At 75.0% G+C, this 18,286-nt stretch carries 16 protein-coding genes; 3 read left to right on the top strand and 13 right to left on the bottom strand.

Annotated features, from left to right (window positions below):
• Window positions 1–114: 114 nt before the first annotated feature.
• From ACZ6EM_RS20460 to ACZ6EM_RS20420, 9 genes are all read right to left on the bottom strand, one after another.
• A complete protein-coding gene (locus ACZ6EM_RS20460; RefSeq protein WP_401048851.1) occupies window positions 115–288 on the bottom strand; it encodes a thiazolylpeptide-type bacteriocin in 174 nt (57 codons plus the stop codon).
• Window positions 289–724: 436 nt separating this feature from the next.
• On the bottom strand, window positions 725–1,990 hold the full coding sequence (locus ACZ6EM_RS20455) for a serine hydrolase domain-containing protein (RefSeq protein WP_465772922.1): 1,266 nt from the start codon (window positions 1,988–1,990) through the stop codon (window positions 725–727).
• A 391-nt stretch (window positions 1,991–2,381) separates the two neighbouring features.
• A complete protein-coding gene (gene lanL / locus ACZ6EM_RS20450) occupies window positions 2,382–4,913 on the bottom strand; it encodes a class IV lanthionine synthetase LanL (RefSeq protein WP_465772921.1) in 2,532 nt (843 codons plus the stop codon).
• Between the two features lie 55 nt (window positions 4,914–4,968).
• Window positions 4,969–5,136 (bottom strand): SflA family class IV lanthipeptide, encoded by a 168-nt coding sequence (locus ACZ6EM_RS20445; RefSeq protein ID WP_452179103.1) that lies wholly within the window; start codon window positions 5,134–5,136, stop codon window positions 4,969–4,971.
• 220 nt (window positions 5,137–5,356) lie between these two features.
• Window positions 5,357–6,268 (bottom strand): phytoene/squalene synthase family protein, encoded by a 912-nt coding sequence (locus ACZ6EM_RS20440; RefSeq protein ID WP_465772920.1) that lies wholly within the window; start codon window positions 6,266–6,268, stop codon window positions 5,357–5,359.
• Between the two features lie 101 nt (window positions 6,269–6,369).
• Window positions 6,370–6,894, bottom strand: a complete 525-nt coding sequence (locus ACZ6EM_RS20435; protein ID WP_380634641.1) for a hypothetical protein — start codon at window positions 6,892–6,894, stop codon at window positions 6,370–6,372.
• 176 nt (window positions 6,895–7,070) lie between these two features.
• Window positions 7,071–8,309, bottom strand: a complete 1,239-nt coding sequence (locus ACZ6EM_RS20430; protein ID WP_465772919.1) for a styrene monooxygenase/indole monooxygenase family protein — start codon at window positions 8,307–8,309, stop codon at window positions 7,071–7,073.
• 161 nt (window positions 8,310–8,470) lie between these two features.
• The gene (locus ACZ6EM_RS20425; RefSeq protein WP_359907959.1) at window positions 8,471–9,121 is read right to left on the bottom strand and encodes a helix-turn-helix domain-containing protein; all 651 of its coding nucleotides are present in this window, start codon (window positions 9,119–9,121) and stop codon (window positions 8,471–8,473) included.
• 337 nt (window positions 9,122–9,458) lie between these two features.
• Window positions 9,459–10,664, bottom strand: coding sequence for an MFS transporter (locus tag ACZ6EM_RS20420; RefSeq protein WP_465772918.1), 1,206 nt, complete (start codon window positions 10,662–10,664; stop codon window positions 9,459–9,461).
• Between the two features lie 207 nt (window positions 10,665–10,871).
• Between ACZ6EM_RS20420 and ACZ6EM_RS20415 the strand changes: the two genes are divergently transcribed.
• Window positions 10,872–11,639, top strand: coding sequence for a slipin family protein (locus ACZ6EM_RS20415; protein ID WP_401056046.1), 768 nt, complete (start codon window positions 10,872–10,874; stop codon window positions 11,637–11,639).
• A gap of 116 nt (window positions 11,640–11,755) precedes the next feature.
• On the top strand, window positions 11,756–13,120 hold the full coding sequence (locus tag ACZ6EM_RS20410) for an FAD-dependent oxidoreductase (protein WP_401054000.1): 1,365 nt from the start codon (window positions 11,756–11,758) through the stop codon (window positions 13,118–13,120).
• A 309-nt stretch (window positions 13,121–13,429) separates the two neighbouring features.
• On the opposite strand, the gene ACZ6EM_RS20405 is transcribed toward ACZ6EM_RS20410, so the two are convergent.
• The 3 genes from ACZ6EM_RS20405 to ACZ6EM_RS20395 all read right to left on the bottom strand — a co-directional run bounded on the left by ACZ6EM_RS20405 (window position 13,430) and on the right by ACZ6EM_RS20395 (window position 15,351).
• A complete protein-coding gene (locus ACZ6EM_RS20405; protein ID WP_465772917.1) occupies window positions 13,430–13,996 on the bottom strand; it encodes a DUF6529 family protein in 567 nt (188 codons plus the stop codon).
• 4 nt (window positions 13,997–14,000) lie between these two features.
• Window positions 14,001–14,579 (bottom strand): COG4315 family predicted lipoprotein, encoded by a 579-nt coding sequence (locus ACZ6EM_RS20400; protein ID WP_465772916.1) that lies wholly within the window; start codon window positions 14,577–14,579, stop codon window positions 14,001–14,003.
• 154 nt (window positions 14,580–14,733) lie between these two features.
• Window positions 14,734–15,351 (bottom strand): TetR-like C-terminal domain-containing protein, encoded by a 618-nt coding sequence (locus ACZ6EM_RS20395; RefSeq protein WP_401053996.1) that lies wholly within the window; start codon window positions 15,349–15,351, stop codon window positions 14,734–14,736.
• A gap of 398 nt (window positions 15,352–15,749) precedes the next feature.
• Between ACZ6EM_RS20395 and ACZ6EM_RS20390 the strand changes: the two genes are divergently transcribed.
• Window positions 15,750–15,971, top strand: coding sequence for a hypothetical protein (locus tag ACZ6EM_RS20390; protein ID WP_452179098.1), 222 nt, complete (start codon window positions 15,750–15,752; stop codon window positions 15,969–15,971).
• Between the two features lie 155 nt (window positions 15,972–16,126).
• Here the strand turns inward: ACZ6EM_RS20390 and ACZ6EM_RS20385 are convergent, their stop codons facing one another.
• Window positions 16,127–18,184 carry a sensor histidine kinase gene (locus tag ACZ6EM_RS20385; RefSeq protein ID WP_465772915.1) on the bottom strand — a complete coding sequence of 686 codons (2,058 nt, stop codon included), beginning with the start codon at window positions 18,182–18,184 and terminating at the stop codon, window positions 16,127–16,129.
• Window positions 18,185–18,286 lie beyond the last annotated feature (102 nt).

Here is an 18,286-nt window from a genome sequence, read left to right as displayed (position 1 = left end):
CGGCAGGCGCTGTGGACGCGGGACGAACCCGGCGCGTCCGGTGGACGCGCCGGGTCCCTCCTGGCGCCGTGGCCGCGGCCTCAAAGGGCCCGGCCGACGGGTTCGGGCCGTTCCTTACATGTCCTGCGGCTGCGCGCAGGAGGACGAGGCCTGGCAGGAACAAGAGCCCCAGGAGGCGCCGTTCTCGGGCAGCGCGACGGTGTCGCGCAGCGAGGTGACGGTCAGCTCGCTGAGGTCGAGGTCCTGAAGGTCGAGGCTCTCGACACGGGACTTGGTGATGTCGGACATGGCGTTCTCCCTCACGTTGGCAGGCCTGCCGGTCGAACCGGAAGGACGGGCCTGCGATCAGATGTTGCGGGATGTGCCGGGCCCCCGTGGATGCGCCGCCCGCGGGTCGCTCGGACCCGGGCTTCGCACCGCCCGACGGCGACTCTAGGCGGCGGGCGGCGGGCGGCGGTACGGGTCACCGCCACCTTGGCCGGAGCCCGCGCCAGGTCGGCTCAATACCGTTTCCACTCAAGCGGAACCCCAGTCCTCACGGATCCCCGCCCCGTCGGCCGGTGCGGCCCGCCGGAACGAGGGCCCCGCCCGTCCCGCGGGCGGCCAGGCCGGCGCCGCCGCCCGGAGCGGTCGCGAGGACCTGCCCGTTCGCCCTGGCCGGGACCGCCGACGGGATCCTCGGACGGCTCGCGTCGTGCCGTGAGCGGGTTCCCGGCGAAGGACCCTAGGCGGTCCGGCCGGCGCAGGCCGCGGCGGTCACCAGGCGGGTGAAGGCGGCCTCGGAGGAGGGCAGTCCGGCGGAGTCGTACGGGTTGCGGGAGAGCACGACCTGGCGCCGCCCGGTGTCGTCGCTCAGCATGATGCTGCTGTAGCCGAGGCTGTCGCCGCGGTGGCCCCAGAAGTCTCCGCACGGGGTGGGTGTGCGCTCCAGGCCGAGGCCGTAGTCGGCGCCGCGTCCGAGGCCCGTGGTGTGCTTCATCTCGGCGAGTTCGGCGGGCCCGAGGAGCCGTCCTCCGAGCAGGGCCGACATGAAGGCGGCGAGGTCGGCGGTGGTGGAGATGCCGGCGCCGGCCGGGCCGGCGATGGTCGGGTTGAACAGCGTGATGTCCACCGGGCCGTCGGGCAGGGCGGCGTAGCCGTGGGTGTGGCGACCGGGCACGGTGGGGTCGTTCTCCGGCATGGTGGTCTCGCCCAGGCCGAGGGGCCGGATGATCCGGCGGTCGACCTCCTGCTGCCAACTGCGGCCGGTGGTCCTCTCGATGAGCATCCCGAGCAGGATGTAGTCGGTGTTGGAGTAGTGCCAGTCCGTTCCCGGCGGGAAGTACGCCGGGTGGGTCTCGGCGACAGCGACGAGCTCCGCCATCGTCCGTGACTTCCAGCGGTCGGTGCTGAGCCAGGTCCGGAAGGAAGCCTCGTCGTCGTAGGCGAAGGCCGGGTCCGAGGTGTAGTTGTAGATGCCGCCGGTGTGGTTGAGCAGTTGGCGGATGCTGATGCCGGCGCCGTTGTGCAGGACGCCGGGCAGGTGCTGCTCGACCGGGTCGGCCAGGCCGATCCGATGCTCCGCGACGAGTTGGAGGACGACGGTCGCCACGAAGGTCTTGGTGGCGCTGCCGATCCGGAAGCGGTCGCGGGCCGTGGCGGGCTCGCCGGTGGTGAGGTCGGCGGTTCCGGCCGCGCCCTTCCAAAGGGTGTGGCCGTTCTCGCTCACCCGGCCGAGCGCGGCGGTGGCACCGCCCGGCGCCACCACTGCTCGCAGGCCCGCGTCCAGCGCCGCCCGGTCGACCCGCCGTGCCGGGTCCGCCGCCGCGCCGACGGCGGCCGCGCCGACGGTGTCCCGCGCGTTCGCCGCCGGGACCACGCCGGCCACCAGGCCCGCTCCCGCCAGCACGACCACCGCCGCGCGGACGGCTCGGCCGGCCGGCGCCCGGCGCCGCCCGGTCGCGGGCCGCGCACCCGCACGGTCGGCTCCGCCCCTCAACGTTCCCAGCATGGCAACCTCCGCGATCTCCACTGGAAGTGGTCTCCAACTTCCGTTTTTTGTCCGGTAGTTGAAACTCTCTCAGCGTTCCCGCGGCGGATCGTCGGACTCAGGTCCGACCCCTTCTCCCCACCAGGTCGCACCTCTTCGGCCGGGCGGCTACGACCTGGGCAGGGGCCCGACCCCGACGATTCCCGGAGTCGGCGCCCCGATCCCCTCGGGGGCGTCGCCGGCCGGACGGACACCTGCTCGGCCCGTCGAGGAGACACGCCTCGGCCGTTCGACAGCGCGGTGGTGTCGACGGTCCCGGGCCGGCCGGCGCCCCCGGCAGGGGTGTTGGCCGAGGTGGGGGATCGCGCCCGGCGGGGTGACGTCCGTGTGGGCCTCCGTCCGCCCGGGGCCGTCAGTGCGGCGGCAGCAGTCCCGGCACCGGGCCGCCGCGCCGGGCGAGGCGGCGCAGGAAGGTGGTGACACCGGGGGTGCCGACCGCCCAGGCCCGGGCCTCCGTGTCCGGCCGGCGGCCGGGCAGCAGCGGGCGGCCGGGCGGGCCGCCGGCCCGGGTGAGGATCAGGGCCGCCAGTTCCTCGGCGGCCGCCCAGTGCCGGGCCTCGCCGGTGGCCACCGCGAGGTCGACGAAGAGGTCCCCGACGCCCGCGAGGCCGCAGCAGCGGAACACCTGCGCGGTCCTCGGGGCGAGCGTCCGGCAGGTGTCGGCCGCCTCGGCGGCCAGGGCGATCAGCGCGTCGTCGCCGTCCCGCCGGCCCGCCTGGACCAGCAGGGTGCCGAGCCCGGCCAGGCCCCGGCACCAGGACAGGTAGCGGCGGGTCGCCCCGGGCGCGCGGGCGGCGGCGACGATGCGCGGGAGGTCGGCCGCGAGTCCGTCAACGATCTTCCGGGCTGCGTGCCCGGACGCCTCGTCGGGCATCGCGAGCAGGAAGTGGGCGACGCCCGCGCGGCCGTGGGCGAAGCCCTCGGCCAGGGCCGCGGTGCCGGGGTTGGGTTCCTCCCCGAGGTCGTCCAGCGGCCGGCCGGCCAGGTCGGCGGCGCAGTCGGCCGCCGCCGCGCGGTGTGCCCCGGCCGCCGGGCCGAGGGCGGCGAGCAGCAGGTGCCCGGTGCCGATGCCGGCGGTGCCGCCGATCTGGTCCACGCCCGTCCCCTCGTACCGGCGGTGCCGCGGGGGCTCGGTGCCCAGCGCGGCGGCCGCCTCGGCGAGGAACAGGTCGACGCCCGTACGGCCCTGGTACAGCGAGCCGTCGAGGTGGTCGAGGGCCGGGTGGGCGGCCGTCCAGCGGGCCAGTTCGGCGGCGGCGGCCCGGGCGTCCGGGCGCTCGGGGTGCTGGAGCAGTTCGAGGCCGAGTCCGGCCGCGCCGTCGTACAGCGAGAGCAGGGTCCGGGGGCGCTCCGCGCCGGGGTCGGCGGCGACCAGTTCGCGGGCCATCCGGACGCAGGTGGTGACGGTGTGGTCGAGGGCCTCGGCCGGCCGGCCGCCGCCCCGTCCGCCGGGGGCGCCGCGTCGGACCGGGCGGGGTCCCTCCCGCAGCCGGGCCGCCGCGGCGGCGCGGTGTACCGGGTCGAAGCTCAGCAGGTCCTCGACCAGTTCCACCGCCGGGTGCCCGGGTTCCGGGAGGGCGGCGCGCAGGCAGGCGAGGGTGCGGTCGCGGTTGGTCGCCGGGTCCTGGTCGATCACCACCGGGTCGAGGCCGGTGAGGGCGTGGTGCAGGGTGGCGCCCAGCGCGTAGTGGTCCTCGGTCGGGTCCTCGCCGGTGGCACCCGGCAGGCCGTACCCGGCGGTGGCGCCCGGGGGGCGGTCGCCGGCCAGGGCGCTCACGCCGAAGTCGACCAGCGCGGGCCGGCCGTCCGGGTCGAGCACCACGTTGGCGGGCTTGAGGTCGCAGACCACCACGCCGCGGGCGTGCACCGCGTCCAGCACGTGCAGCAGCCGGCGCGCCAGCGTCCACCAGTCCCGTCCACCCGCTGTCCCGGCACCGGCGTCGTACGGGCCGGCGGTGAGCACCTCGCGGCGCAGGTCGATCCGGCCGCGGGCGGCACTGACCAGGTACTCGTCGGTGCCGTGCCGGAAGTAGTCGACCAGTGCGGGCACGCCGGGGATCCCGGCCAGCGCGTCGAGCACCCGCTGCTCGTGCCGCAGCCGGCCGCGCGCGTCGGTGCCCGCGCCGTCCTCGGCGACGAAGGCCCGGGCCTGCTTGACCACCACCTCGCGCCCGGTGGCGAGTTCGACCGCGCGGTAGACGTGGCCGCTGGGCGCCCGGGTGATGCCGGCGGTGATCCGGTAGCGGCCGGCCCCGACCCGGGTGGTCGCCGGGCGGGCGGGGGCGTCGGCCGCCTCGAAGGGGTCGTCCGCCCAGGGCGGCCGACGGTAGCGGGCCTCGGCCAGCCCGGGGAACAGCGAGCCGTCCGGCCCCGCCATGCCGGCCTGCGCCTCGTCGTCGGTGACGCGGAACGGCCCGTAGCGGTAGTGCACCGGGGCGTCGGGCCGGACGGGGCGGTCGCTCACCACGGCGGGGCCTTCCCGGCCTGCGAGTGCCTGCGCCAACTCCACTCCCAGGGCGCGGACTTCCTCCGGCCGGGGGTAGACCGTGACGGCCTTGCCGACGGCGGCCGCGCCGTGCCGGCCACTGTTGAGTTCCCACAGTGCCGTGGCGCTCACCGCGAACTTCACGTCGCAGACGCGGCCGAGCAGGATCGGAAGGACGGTGTCCAGCAGTGCCGCGAAGCCCTCCGGGCGGGCGGACAGGTGGAGTTTCCAGCCGTGGGCCAGCTCCGGCATCCGGGGGTCCGGGAGGTACCACCACTGGCCGTCGGTGCGCAGCGGGCGGTGCGGGCCGGGCGCCCGGGCGGCCAGTTCCTCGACCCGGCGCCGCAGTTCCTCCTGTCCCAGGACCGCGGCGGAGCCGGGGTCGGGCGGTGTGCTCATCGTTCCGTCCTTCCCCGGTCCGCCGTGGTCCGCCGTGCTTCGGGATCCGAAGGGATCAGGAGTTGAACTCACAGGGGAAGCGGGTCGGGACGTAGGTCACCCACGGGTCGGCGAGGCAGGCCACGGGGGTGAGATCGGCGTCGAGCTCGTCCTCGAAGACGATGGCGTCCTCGTCGATGTCCAGCAGGCCGGCGTCGCGGACGTCGGTCATCACAGCGCTCATGGGGGTCCTCCCAATGATTGGGGTCTTTGGGTCCTGCTTGCTGAGCGCGCTCATGCTAGCCAGGCCGCCCCACCCGGGACAGGGCGCCGACCGACCTGCCGGATCGCCTACGACAAAGGGAGGTTCCGTTTGTGGACACCGGCTCCGACGGCTCTCACCGGGGCCGCACACACCGGATCGGCACCTCCGGGACCGGAGGCATTCGCGGGCCGGCGACCGGTCAGCCGCGCAGGCGGCGGGCCCGGAGGTACTCACGGGCCAGCAGGCGCAGCGCGGCGGGCTTGGCCGGACCGGCCGAGCGGCGCAGCAGGGCGCCGAGGTCGGCGCGGGCGGCGGCGCTGGTGAGCTCCTCCACGCCGACGATGCAGCGGACCATCGGCCGGTGGGCGGGCGGCACCCGGTCGATGACGGCCCTGCCGTCGGCGAGGGTGCGGTCGGCGCGGTCGAGCAGGGCGGCGAGCAGGGCCCGGACGGCGGGCAGGTCGCGGGCCCGCTCCAGGTCGGCGCGGGTGACGCCGTGCTCCTTCAGGGTCTCTTCGGGGATGGTCAGCCGGCCGTCGGCGAGGTCCTCGGCGAGGTCGTTGACGAAGTCGAGCCGCTGGCTGCCGTCGATGAAGGTGCGGCAGGCGGCGCGGTAGCCGCCCTGGTCGCCGTCCGGGCCGATCAGGCCGGCGACCACCATGAAGCCGGGCAGCGAGTACCCGTCCACGTAGGCCTGGTAGTCCTCCTCGGTGGCGAATCCGGTGAAGTCCAGGTCGGCCCCGGTCGCGGCGAGGAAGTCCAGCACCCGGTCCCGCAGGACGGGGTGGGCGGCGACGCTGTGCAGCAGCGGGCGCAGCTCGGGGTCGTCGGTGCGGCCGGCGGCGAGGCCGTCGGTGACCCGCTGCCGCCAGCGGGCGGACGCCACCCGGCGTTCGGCGAGCGGGCCGCTGTCGAGCAGGGTGTCGGTGCGGTGCATGAAGGCGGCGGCGGCGATCACGTGCGGGACCATCCGCGCGGGCAGCAGCAGCTCGGTGGCGAGCGCGGCCTCCCGCCGGTAGCGGGCCATCTGCTGCCGCTGCCGGCCGTAGTCGGCCCGCAGGCCGGCCTCCCGCACCCCGGCCGCGTCCAGCGCCCGCTCCCACCTGCCCACTCGGTCCACCCCATCGTTCGTTCGACGGGGCCGAGCGTAGCCGGTGGGAGCGGGAGGACCTATTCGGGGACCCTGCGGCCCTGGGGCCCCCGCGGCGCCGGTCAGCGCTGGCGGATCGTGGCGAAACCGCAGGCCGGGGTGCAGAGGGTGACGATGCCGCTGTAGCGGTGGGTGGTCCGGCCCCGGGTGACGCTGTGCACCGTGTGCTTCTCCCGCAGGTTGAGCTCCCGGCAGCGCGGGCACGCGGCGCCGACCGGATCGCCCCAGGGGCGGTTGGGGTTGAGCTTGGCGATGGAGACGACCATCAGGACGGCGGCCACGCCCGCGCCGCCGAAGCCGATCACCCGCCACACCCCGTTGCCGGACTCCCGACGGTCGATCATCTCGTCGTAGGAGTAGGTGCCCCCGCCGCCGCGGCTGGACCAGATCCGGCACTCGCTGTGCCGGGTCATGGTCTGGCCGTCGCAGGTCGGCGGGGTGTCCGGGTCCGCCTTCCCGACCACCAGGGCCAGGAAGAAGCCGAGTGCGATCAGCAGGCCGAAGACGACCACGGCGACGGTCCGGCTGCGGCCGGTGTGCAGCCGCTTGCGTTCGTTGTACGCCGTATCGATCACAGCCTGGGCCATGTTGCCCCCGTCGACCGCCACTGGTCTTCTCCCGTTGTCCACGTCGCCCGCCGGGCCCGGGTGACGGGCCGGACGGGACCCCCGTCCGGGGGCGAGAAGAACCCACCACGAACGGTGCCCGCTTGTCCGGGACTTGGGAAGATCTTGACCCTTCGGTGGTCCGCGCGGCCGTCCGCTCAGTCGCCGACGGCGACCGAGGCCAGGTAGGAGCCCGCCCGGGCCGGGTCGAAGTACCACTCCTCCAGGTCCGCCGGCTCGTCGAAGGCGTTGGCGAACCGATGGGCCACGGCGGGCGACCGGCCCCCGGCGCCGAGGATCTGGAGGACGTGCGGGGGCGGTGGGGCGAGCAGTTCGTTGCTCCAGGTGGTGGCGGGGGCGGCGAGGTGCCAGAACCTGTCGAAGGCCTCCTGCTGAAAGGCCCGGTCGAAGGGCCCGTCGCCGTGGTCGAGGATCGCCTCCAGGTAGACGGCGGCGCACTTGGCGGCGTTGTTGGAGCCCTGGCCGGCGATCGGGTCGTTGAGGACGACCACGTCCGCGACGCCCAGCACCGAACCGCCGCCGGGCAGTTCGCCGATCGGGTGGCGCACCGCCGGGGTGAAGCGCCCGGCCAGGGTGCCGCCCGCGTCGGTGAGTTCGACGCCGGAGCGGGTGCGGTCGTACTCCCAGGGTGTGAAGGTCTTCATCAACTCCAGGGTCACCCGCAGGTGTTCGGCCGGATCGCGGATCCCGTCGAAGGCGTCCGCCGGGCCGCCCGGTCGGGCCTCCCAGATCATGATGTCGCAGGGCCCGGCCTCGGTCAGGGCGGGCACCATGAACAGCTCGCCGACACCGGGCACCAGGTTGCAGCGCACCGCCTGGTAGTCGTGCTCGGGGCGCGGCCCGAGCCCGTGCACATAGCTGGCGGCCAGCGCGCGCTGCGGCCGCTCGTACGGGGAGCGCGCGTGGTCGCGCTCGAACAGCGAGGCCAGCGCGCCCTTTCCGGAGGCGACCAGCACCAGGTCGTAGGAGCCGGCCAGGTTCTGCAGGTCGGCCGCGGTCACCTGGCGCAGCTCCACCCGGCCGCCGCGCCCGGCGAACAGCTCCAGCCAGGTGGACATCTTCAGCCGCTGGTCGACGGACTGCGCGCGGGCGTCCAGCCGGGCGACCCAGTCGATCGCCCGCTCCGCCTCCGGGCCGGCGACCGACACCCCGAGGCCCTCGATCCGGGGCGCCCGGTCGGCCCACAGGTCGAGGCCGAGGGCGCGCTCGGTGCGCAGCGCGGAGTCGAACATGCACTGGCTGGACATCACCCGCCCGCCGCGCACCTCCTCCGGGCCGCGGTCGGTCAGCACCGTCACGTCGTAGCCGTGGGCCTGAAGCCCCAGGGCCAGTTGGAGTCCGGCCTGCCCGGCGCCGACGATCAGAATTCTGCGCATCGCCCCTGCTCTCCTGGTGGTACGTCCCGGACGGCGGCCCGCACGGCCCGGCCGCCACCGGATTGCTTACCAGTCATCGGGACACCCGTCCACGGGCCGTGCCGGTGCCCGTCGCCCGCCCTCCTGCCGGAGCTCCCGGGCCCGGCGGGACGGCAGGTGCGTCACCCCGTGACCAGCTGCCGTCCGCTGACCTCCTCCGGGCGGATCCGCACCCAGCGCGGCCGGTCCCCACCCGCCCAGGGGGCCGCGCCGGGCAGGCCGGCCAGACGTTCCAGTTCGGCGGGGTCGTCCACGTAGTGCGCGGGGCCGAGGGCGAGCACGCTCCAGCCGCGCCCGAGGTACTCGTCGATGTGGTCGACCTGGAAGGAGACCGCGGCCCCCTCCTCCGGGGAGGCGGCGCCGTGCTCGCCCGTGCGGTAGGCGAAGGAGCCCCGGTCCACCACGTAGTTGACCGGCAGCACCACCGGCCCCGGCTCGACCGGCAGGGCGATCCGGCCGATGCCGTGGTCGCCGACCAGCTGCCAGCACTCCTGCTCGGTGAGGTCGAGCAGCCGGGGGCGCGGGCCCGGGCCGCCCTGGCCGGGCGGGGCGTCGGCGCGGCCGGACACCAGCTCCTCGGGGGTGCTGTCGAGGGCGGCGGCGATCCGGACGAAGCCCCCGGGGTCGAAGGAGGGACCGGCCTCCAGCAGGCACCGCAGGTAGCGGGGAGCCATCGAGGCCCGGTGGGCCAGGGCCTCCTCGCCGAGGCCCAGTTGCTCGCGCCGTTCGGCGATCCGACGGGCCACGACGGCGGGGTCGGGGGTGTCGTTCACAGGGGTGACTCCTCGGCTTGCCGGGGCCGTCCGGCCGCGTCCGGGTGTTGACCAGGCCGGATCCATCCAAGCGCCCGGCCTGCGGCAAGTCGAGCAACAGCACGGCCCCGTGCGTGTCGGTCCGCGCCCGGGGCCGGCCGCTGCCGCCGAGGTGCGGTCGACCAGCCGGTGCCACCCGACCGACGCGCCACGCGACCGACGCGCACCCCGACGCCGCCGGGCGGGCCCGGGTCGCCGCGCTGATCAGGGCGCTGCCGGAGTGACCCGGACCGGGCCGCTCAGCGGCGGGCGTCCGTGCTCGCCCCGGCCCGGCGGCGGTCCCACCGGACCGGGCCGCTCAGCGGCGGGCGTCCGTGCTCGCCCCGGCCCGGCGGCGGTCCCACCGGGCCGGGGCGAGCGCGGCGAGCATCACCGCCGCCGTGAGCACGAACGCCCACGGGTAGCCCGTCCCGCCCGCGACCGCCCCGAAAGCGACCGCCCCGAAAGCGACCGCCCCGATCCCCATCCCGCCGTCGTACGCGACGTTCCACAGCGCCGTCACCGTGCCGTAGCCGGCTGGCGGCACCCGCGCGTACATCAGCGCCAGCGTCGCGTTCTGCGCGACGCCGAACCCCGCGCCGAACACCGCGGCCCCGGCCACCACCGCGACCGGGCTGCCCGTGGCGGCCAGCAGCAGCACCCCGGCCGCCGAGACCAGCAGCGCGGGCAGCACCAGCCCGGCCGAGCCCCGGCGGTCCCCGTACCGCCCGGCCAGCCAGCGGGTCAGCGTCGCGGCGCCGGGCTGGACCAGCAGCGCCACCGTGACGGCGGCGGCCGACGGCACGGCGAGCGGCAGGAAGGTGACCAGGATCCCGGCCGCCAGCGCCGTCGCGCCGAACACCGCGGCCGGCCGCAGCAGCGCGCCGCTGCGCAGCCCCTCCCGCACCCCCACCGTCGGCCCGCCGGCCCGGGTGCGGTCCGGCAGCGCCGGGACGGAGGCGACGGCGGCCAGCGGCGCCGCCGCCCCGATCGCGAACACCCAGCCCCAGCCGAGGTGCTGGCCCAGCCAGACGCCGAGCGGCAGGCAGGCCAGGGCGGGCAGCCCGGAGACCAGGCCGACCAGCGCGAGTCCCTCCCCGCGCCGTTCGGCCGGGATCAGCGCGGCGGTCAGCGCCCCGCCCGCCACCAGCGCGACCGCGAAGCCGAGCCCGCGCAGCAGACAGACCGTCACCACCGCCGCGATGCCCCCGGTCCACGCCAGGACCGGCGTGGGCGCGCCGAGCAGCACCAACCCGGCCGCCAGCACCGGGCGGTAGCCGAAGCGCGTGGTCAGCCACGGGGTGGCCAGTTCGCCGACCACGGTGGCCAGCATCAGCGCACCGGTGGCCAGGCCCGCCGCGTGCTCGCCGCCGGACTCCTGGGCGTACAGCGGCACGGCGGAGAGCAGCAGGTTGAACCCGATGGAGGTGCCGAGCAGGGAGACGAAGCGCAGCAGCAGTGCCCGCGTCAGCAGTGGCGGCCCGGCGCAGCCGGAGCCCGCCGCGGAGTCGATCGTCGTGGTCACCCGGCGACGCTACCGGCCCGAACAGCCTGCCGGTAGGGCTCACTTCGGCCCGCGGCACCCGCCCCGCCGACGCTCCGTCGGAATACCCGCGCACGACGCTGTCCACCGCCCCGGCCCGGGCGCATACTGGCCAGCGCGGCTCGCACCGGGCGACGGGGCCACTCCGGTCCCCGGCCCGGCCGCGCCGCGACGGGGGAGGCCGGAATCGTGGCAGTTGTCGTGATCGTCGCCGTGGTGCTCCTGCTCTGGCTGGCGACCGGTGTGCGGGTGGTCCAGCAGTACGAGCGCGGTGTGGTGTTCCGGCTCGGCCGGGTGAGCGGGCAGGTCCGCCAGCCGGGACCGAGCCTGCTGCTGCCGGTGCTGGACCGGATGCGCAAGGTCAACGTCCAGGTCGTCACCATGCCGGTTCCGGCGCAGGAGGGCATCACCAAGGACAACGTCTCGGTGAGCGTCGACGCGGTGCTGTACTTCCGGGTGGTGGACCCGGTCAGGGCCACCGTGGACGTCCAGAACTACTCCTTCGCCATGCTCCAGGTCGCCCAGACCTCGCTGCGCTCCGTCATCGGCAAGAGCGAGCTGGACGACCTGCTCTCCGGCCGGGAGAACCTCCACCAGGGGCTGGAGGTGATGCTGGAGAGCCCGGCCACCGGCTGGGGCGTGCAGATCGACCGGGTGGAGATCAAGGACGTCAGCCTGCCGGACTCGATGAAGCGCTCGATGGCCCGCCAGGCCGAGGCGGACCGTGAGCGCCGGGCCCGGATCATCACCGCCGACGGCGAGTTCCAGGCCGCCACCAAGCTCGCCGAGGCGGCGAGCAGGATGAGCGAGACCCCGGCGGCGATGCAGCTGCGGCTGCTCCAGACCGTGGTCGAGGTCGCGGCCGAGCGGAACTCGACACTGGTGCTGCCGTTCCCGGTGGAGCTGCTGCGCTTCTTCGAGGCCGCCGCTGCCCGGGCCGCCGACCCCGGGGCATAGGCCGGGCCTATGGCCCCATAGATCACCACCGCCTACTTCGCAGGTCATCCGTAGGGTTTGCTACAAAGGTTCGGCTAACCTTTGTTGCATCGCGCCCGACCGGAGGACCACTCGTCATGCCCCGCCCGATCCGAGTCGCGATCGTCGGAGCCGGCCCCGCCGGCATCTACGCCGCGGACGCCCTGCTGAAGTCCGACGCCGCCCAGGACCCCGGTGTCTCGATCGACCTGTTCGAGCGGATGCCCGCTCCGTTCGGCCTGATCCGCTACGGGGTCGCGCCCGACCACCCGCGCATCAAGGGCATCGTCACCGCCCTGCACCAGGTGCTCGACAAGCCCCAGGTCCGGCTGTTCGGCAACGTCGACTACCCGAACGACCTCGCTCTGGACGACCTGCACCGCTTCTACGACGCCGTGGTGTTCTCCACCGGCGCGACGGCCGACCGCGCCCTGGACATACCCGGCATCCACCTCGACGGCTCCTACGGCGCGGCCGACTTCGTCTCCTGGTACGACGGCCACCCGGACGTGCCCCGGACCTGGCCGCTGGAAGCCGAGAAGGTCGCCGTCCTCGGCGTCGGCAACGTCGCCCTGGACGTCGCCCGGGTGCTCGCCAAGACCGCCGACGAGCTGCTGCCCACCGAGATCCCGCCGAACGTGTACGAGGGCCTGAAGCGCAACCGGGCCGTCGAGGTGCACGTCTTCGGCCGCCGCGGCCCCGCCCAGGCCAAGTTCAGCCCGATGGAGCTGCGCGAGCTGGACCACTCCCCCACGATCGAGGTGATCGTCGCCCCCGAGGACATCGAGTACGACGAGGGCTCGATCGCCGAGCGCCGCTCGGTCAAGCACGTGGACCTGGTCGCCTCGACGCTGGAGAACTGGGCGATCCGCGACGTCGGCGACCGCCCGCACCGGGTGTACCTGCACTTCTTCGAGTCCCCGGTGGAGGTGCTCGGCGAGGACGGCCGGGTGGTCGGCCTGCGCACCGAGCGCACCGAACTGGACGGCACCGGCAATGTGCGCGGCACCGGCGGCTTCACCGACTGGGACGTGCAGTCGGTCTACCGCGCGGTCGGCTACTACTCCGACGAGCTGCCCAAGCTGCCCTTCGACCCGGCCTCGGGCACCGTTCCGCACCAGGCCGGACGGGTCCTGGACGGCGACGGCTCGCACCGCACCGCCACGTACGTCACCGGCTGGATCAAGCGCGGCCCGGTCGGCCTGATCGGCCACACCAAGGGCGACGCCAACGAGACCGTCGCCTGCCTGCTGGACGACCACGCCGCCGACCGCCTGCCCGGCGCCGTCGAGCCGGACCCGGCGGCCGTCGAGGAGCACCTGCGCGCCCAGGGCGTCCGCTTCACCACCTGGGAGGGCTGGAAGCTGCTGGACGCCCACGAGCGCGCGCTCGGCGAGGCCGAGCAGCGCGAGCGGGTCAAGGTCGTCGAGCGCGAGGACATGCTCCGCCACAGCGGGGCCTGAGCCCCCGCGGGAGTCCGGGCCCGGACGTCCGAGGGCCCGGGCGGCGCCCGACGGGATCCCGGACGCTGTCGGTGATTCGGGTCCTGATGATTTCGCCCCGCCGAGCCGGTGCTCGGCGGGGCGATCCGGAGTGCCGGGCCGCCCTTCGGGAACGCCGCCCGCGCCACCCCACCGTCTCCACCGGAACCCCGCCCGGCCCACCCGCACGCATCGACACCGGACCACCCCGCAACGGCCGACTCCACTCGCCGCACCCGATCACTCACTTCACCAACAGCGTCCGGAGGTAGAAGGGCCGCCGGGGACGGCTCACAGGCCCGGCACGTGGTAGCCGTTGAGGCGCCAGAGCGCGGCGCTGTACCAGAGCAGGGCGATCAGGACGAGCAGGGCGCCGCCTGCCGTGGGCAGGGCCCAGCCGGGCAGCCGGCGATGGCGGACCACGATGACCTTGGCGACGAACGCGCCATAGAGGAAGCATCCGGCGAACGAGTGCACGGCGATCCGAGGTGCCCCCAGTTGCACGCCGTAGGCCGCGAGGCAGTGGGAGGCGATCGGGAGGGACAGCAGGAACGCGGCCAGGCCGACCAGCCGGTGCCCGGTCCGGACCGACCGGGGTGCGGTGGGCAGGCCGGGCAGCCGGCCGTACATCCAGAGCGCCAGCAGGAGCTGGACCAGCGCGAGGCCCAGCAGGGCGGTGCCGAGCTGGGCCTTGAGCCGGTTGGCGTCGTCGAATCGGCGGCCGAAGAGGCTGCTCGCGTAGTCGGGTGTGTGCGCCCGGCCGTACCAGAAGAGGCCGGCCGTCACCGCCACCGGCAGCAGCGCCCACAGGAGGCCGGAGGCCCGCCGAGGGCGGGACGACCGTTCGACGCCGTTCATCCGCTCAGCTGCCCTCGACCTTGTTGCCCGAGGTGTTGACCACGTACCACGTGGCACCGAAGGCGCTGGACTCCTCGCCGTTGGTGTCGCCCTGCGCCGTGTCGCCCTCGAAGTAGTAGAGCGGGTGGCCGTTGTAGACGATCTGGGTCGTGCCGTCCTTGCGGGTGCTCGTGGAGAGCTTGGCCTGGTCGACGCCGTTGGTGGCGGTGGGGGTGCCGGTGGTCAGGGCGGGGGGCCAGGCGGTGGCGCAGGCGTCGTAGCAGGTCGAGGTGGGCGAGGTGTCCGCCTCGAACAGGTAGAGCGTCTTGCCTCGGGCGTCGACCAGGATGTTCTGGTACTTGCCGACGGTGGTTGCCGAGACCGTGGCGGCCGCACCGCCTGCTCCGGCGGAGGGGCTCGGGCTCGCGCTCCCCGTCGGGGTCGCTTCGGCGGACTGACTGCCGGAGGGGCTCGCCGCGGAGGTCGCCGCGGTGGTCGGGCTTGCCGCGGGTGTCGACTTCTTGCTGCTGGAGCAGCCGCCGCACACCACGGTGATCAGGGCGACGACGGCGGCCGTGGCGGTCACCGTACGGGAAATTCTCATGGGCTTCTCTCCGGCCGGGGTGGGAACTGGTGCCACCACTTCAGCGCGAACGGGCTCGGCCGCTTCACCAGGCACGCCAGCAGGCGGGCAAGGCGAGGCGACCGTTAACCCTGATGGCCGACAGCAGCGGCTCCTGGCCCGGTCCGCGTGCCCGTCAGGAACGGACGATCGGCAGCAGCAGCTCGTCCACGATCTCCGCCGGATCGAGCCGCACCGCCTCCCCGCCGCACATCTTGATCCGGTACAGCATCAGCGCCGGCACCAGGTCGGTGACCAGCGGGGTGACCGCCCCGGGCCGGACCTCGCCGCGGGTGGTGCCGCGGTCCAGCACCTCGGCGATCAGCGCGGTCGTCGGCTGGACGACCCGCTCCAGCACGATCTCCAGGAAGGCGTGCGCCCGCTGGTGGTCGAGCTCGCTCATGACGGCCCGCACGGCGGCGCCGATCTCGCTGACCATCGCGGCGCGCAGCCTGGTGACCACCTCCAGCAGGTCGCCGCGCAGGCTGCCGGTGTCGGGGGCCGGGCCGGACGGCGGCAGGCTGGCCCGCAGCGCGTCCTTGACCAGCTCCTCCTTGGAGGACCAGCGGCGGTAGAGCGCGGCCTTGCCGGTCTGCGCGGCGGCGGCCACCCCCTCCATGGTCAGCCGGGCGTAGCCGTCGGTGGTGAGCTGCTGGAGGACCGCCTCGTAGATGGCGCTCTCCAGCGCCTCGCCGCGCCGCCGCAGCGGGGCGCCCGTCACCGGCCCGTGCCCGGTGTCCGTCTCAGCGGTCATGGTTGCGCACCTTCTTCAGTCGCCTTTCCTCGGTCCCGTCGCTCCACGCGTTCGGCCACGGTTCCCGGGGAGATCCCGGGCCGGCCGCGCGAACGGTGAAGCACTTCCCCTGTCGCGGAGATCACCTGGACCCCACTGTCGATGTTAGTGAACGAACCCGTTCCCGGCGTCGCCCCCGGCCGCACGATCCGTTCTGGTGTTCGAGTTGCGACGGGTTCCCCCCTCGATACGCTTCGAGAAGAGGCTCCCCGAGCCCGGACCCGCGCCGCCCCCGGCGCACCCCTTCCGCACGACGGGACCGGGTCAGGACCGTGGCCCCATGCGGCTGGGGCGGGACCGGCGGTGGCATGGAGGAGCAGGTCGAAGTGGACCGCCTGCGGAACCCCGTGGAGGACCCCATGACCGAGAGAACGGCCGGCATGGCGCTGGCAGCCGCCGGCGCCGCCGCGGTCTTCGCCGTGGTGAGCATCGTCGCCGCCGCCAGGGCGTGCAGGTGCCGGATCTCCGGCGCCGAGAGCGCCCCGGGAGCGGAACGGCGCCACCGCCCCGGCTCCGGCGCGGCCGTCACCAGCCCCGGCCCCCCTACCCCCAACCGCTGCACACCCCCGAACGTCTGTTGACCGCCTCTTCCCCGTATCCCCCATCCCCTGGAATTCCCGTTCCGCCCCCGGCCGTCACCCGTCGCGCCGGGGGCGCTTTCACGTGCCAGGCGCCCCCACCCGGGTGCGCGCCGCGCCCCCGCCGCACCGGACGGCCGCGGACGAGCCTCTCGCCGTCAACGGCCCGCGGGCCGGCGCGGGAGCACCGCGTGCACCCGGGTACCGCGCCGCAGGGCGTCCACGGTGCAGCTGCCGCCGATCTCCGCGGCCCGCTCGGACATCGACTGCAGTCCCACTCCCGGGTGCACGGGAAGCCCGTGGCCCGGGCCCTGCCCGTCGTCCTCGACGTCGAGCACCAGCCGCCCGGGCTCCGCCCGGACGGACACCGTGGCGCTGGCCGCCTGCGCGTGGCGCAGCACGTTGTTGAGCGCCTCCGCGGTGATCCGGTAGACCGCGACCTCGACGGCGGCGGGCAGCGCCGGCAGCGGGTCGGGCTCAAGCCTGGTGGAGACGGCGAGGTCCGGGCCGCTGAAGGTCTCGGCGAGGCGGCTCAGCGCCAGGGACAGGCCGTAGTCGCCCAGCGCGGTGGGCCCGAGCCGGTCGGTGATCCGCCGGACCTCCCGGACCGCCGAGGCGAGGTCGTCCGCGACCCGGTCCAGCACGCTGGAGAAGAGCGCCGGGTCGTCCACCGCGGCGGCGCCCTGCAGGCGCAGCCGCAGGCCGGCCAGCATCGGGCCGAGGCCGTCGTGGATGTCCCGGCGCAGCTGGCGGCGCTCCTCCTCGCGGGCCGCGACGATCCGCTCGCGGCTGGCCCGCAGGTCCTCCATCAGCTGGAGCGAGGCGACGGCGGGCGCGGCCTGGTCCGCGAGCGAGCGCAGGATGTCGCGGTCGCTGTCGTCGAGCACGCGCTGGCCCTGCCGCGGGGCGACGGTGAGCCGGCCGATCTGGTCCCCCCGGTGCACCAGCGGGAAGCCCTCGTCACTGCCGGAGAGCTCCCCGACGGCGGCCAGCGGCCGTTCGCCACTGCGCGTGGAGACGGTCAACTCCACGCCGGGCAGCCGCAGTTCGTCGCTGACGGTACGACACAGCACGGCCGGCACCTCCTGCGGGTCCACGGTCTGGCTGACCCTCCCGGCGAGGCTGCGCAGCACCTGGTACGGCTGCGCGCGCGATCCGTAGTACCAGCGGTCGACGAGGCCGGAGGCCCCGCGCACGCCCCGGGGCAGGCCGATCGCGAGCAGGAAGACCGCGGCGACCACCACCAGGGCCCCGAGGCCGCGGCCGGGCATCAGCATGGTGGAGAGCAGACAGGCCACCACCACGAACACCATCGCCAGCCCGGCGGCCACCAGCAGGCCGACCAGGACCCGCCGAGCCGCCCGGTCGAGCCGCCAGGAACCGTCCCGGACCACGACGGCGGCCAGGGTGATCGTCCACAGTGCCGACGTGACGGCGAACGCGATGTACGAGGGCGTGCTCTGGTCGAAGAAGTAGCCGAGTTCGGCTCCGCCCCACAGCAGGTACACGCCGAGGGCGATCAGGACGTTCTGCCGACGGCGCCGCGACACCCCGCGGATGCGGGCGAGCGGGACGAGCACCACCAGGACGGTCAGCACGACGTACACCACGAGCTGGGCGTCGAGCAGCCGGTCGTTGAGCGCCCCCAGCCAGTTCGCGAAGGCGCTGCCGGCGAACGGGTTGGGCCGGCCGAACACGGTGGCGTCCGAGAAGGAGTAGCCGGCCGGGGCCAGCCTCCACAGGCCCACGGCGGCGATCGCGAACCACCACCACCTGCTCGGCAGCGTCCCGTTCGGCAACCACAGCGGCAGCGCGTGCCACAGGGTGGCACTGACCGCGTAACCCACCGACACCAGGACCACCACGGCCCCGACCACGTGGGGGCCGCCCCCCTCCACCCACAGCGGGGCCTCGGCGGCGAGCGGGACGATCAGCGTCGCCCCGTACGCGAGCAGCACCCAACCGAGCTGGTTCCCGGGCCGGTGGGCGTGCAGCAGCACCCCGCCGGCGACGGACGCCAGGCCGTAGCCGAGAACCGGTAGGAGACGGGCGGGCGTGGAGATCCCGGGCGTTCCGAGGTGGCTCACCACGTACCCGGCCCACAGGCCGCCGGCCACCAGGCAGACGAGCGCGCACAGCCCGGCCGCGGACAGCTGCCGCTCCGCCGGACCGGACCGTGGCCGCCACCAGGCTCTGTGTGTGCTGTCCGCAGCCATGTCCGCCCTCTCGTCGCCGGGCACCTCCGGATCTCTGCAGTCTGCGCCACCTGTTGTCCCGGGCGCATGAGGCAGCGGCCCCGCCGGCCCCGTGGCGGCCCC

It is taken from the genome of Kitasatospora sp. NPDC041917 (assembly GCF_055589745.1).
Note: the sequence above shows the minus strand (reverse complement) of the source record. Positions and strands in the feature narration are given on the sequence as shown.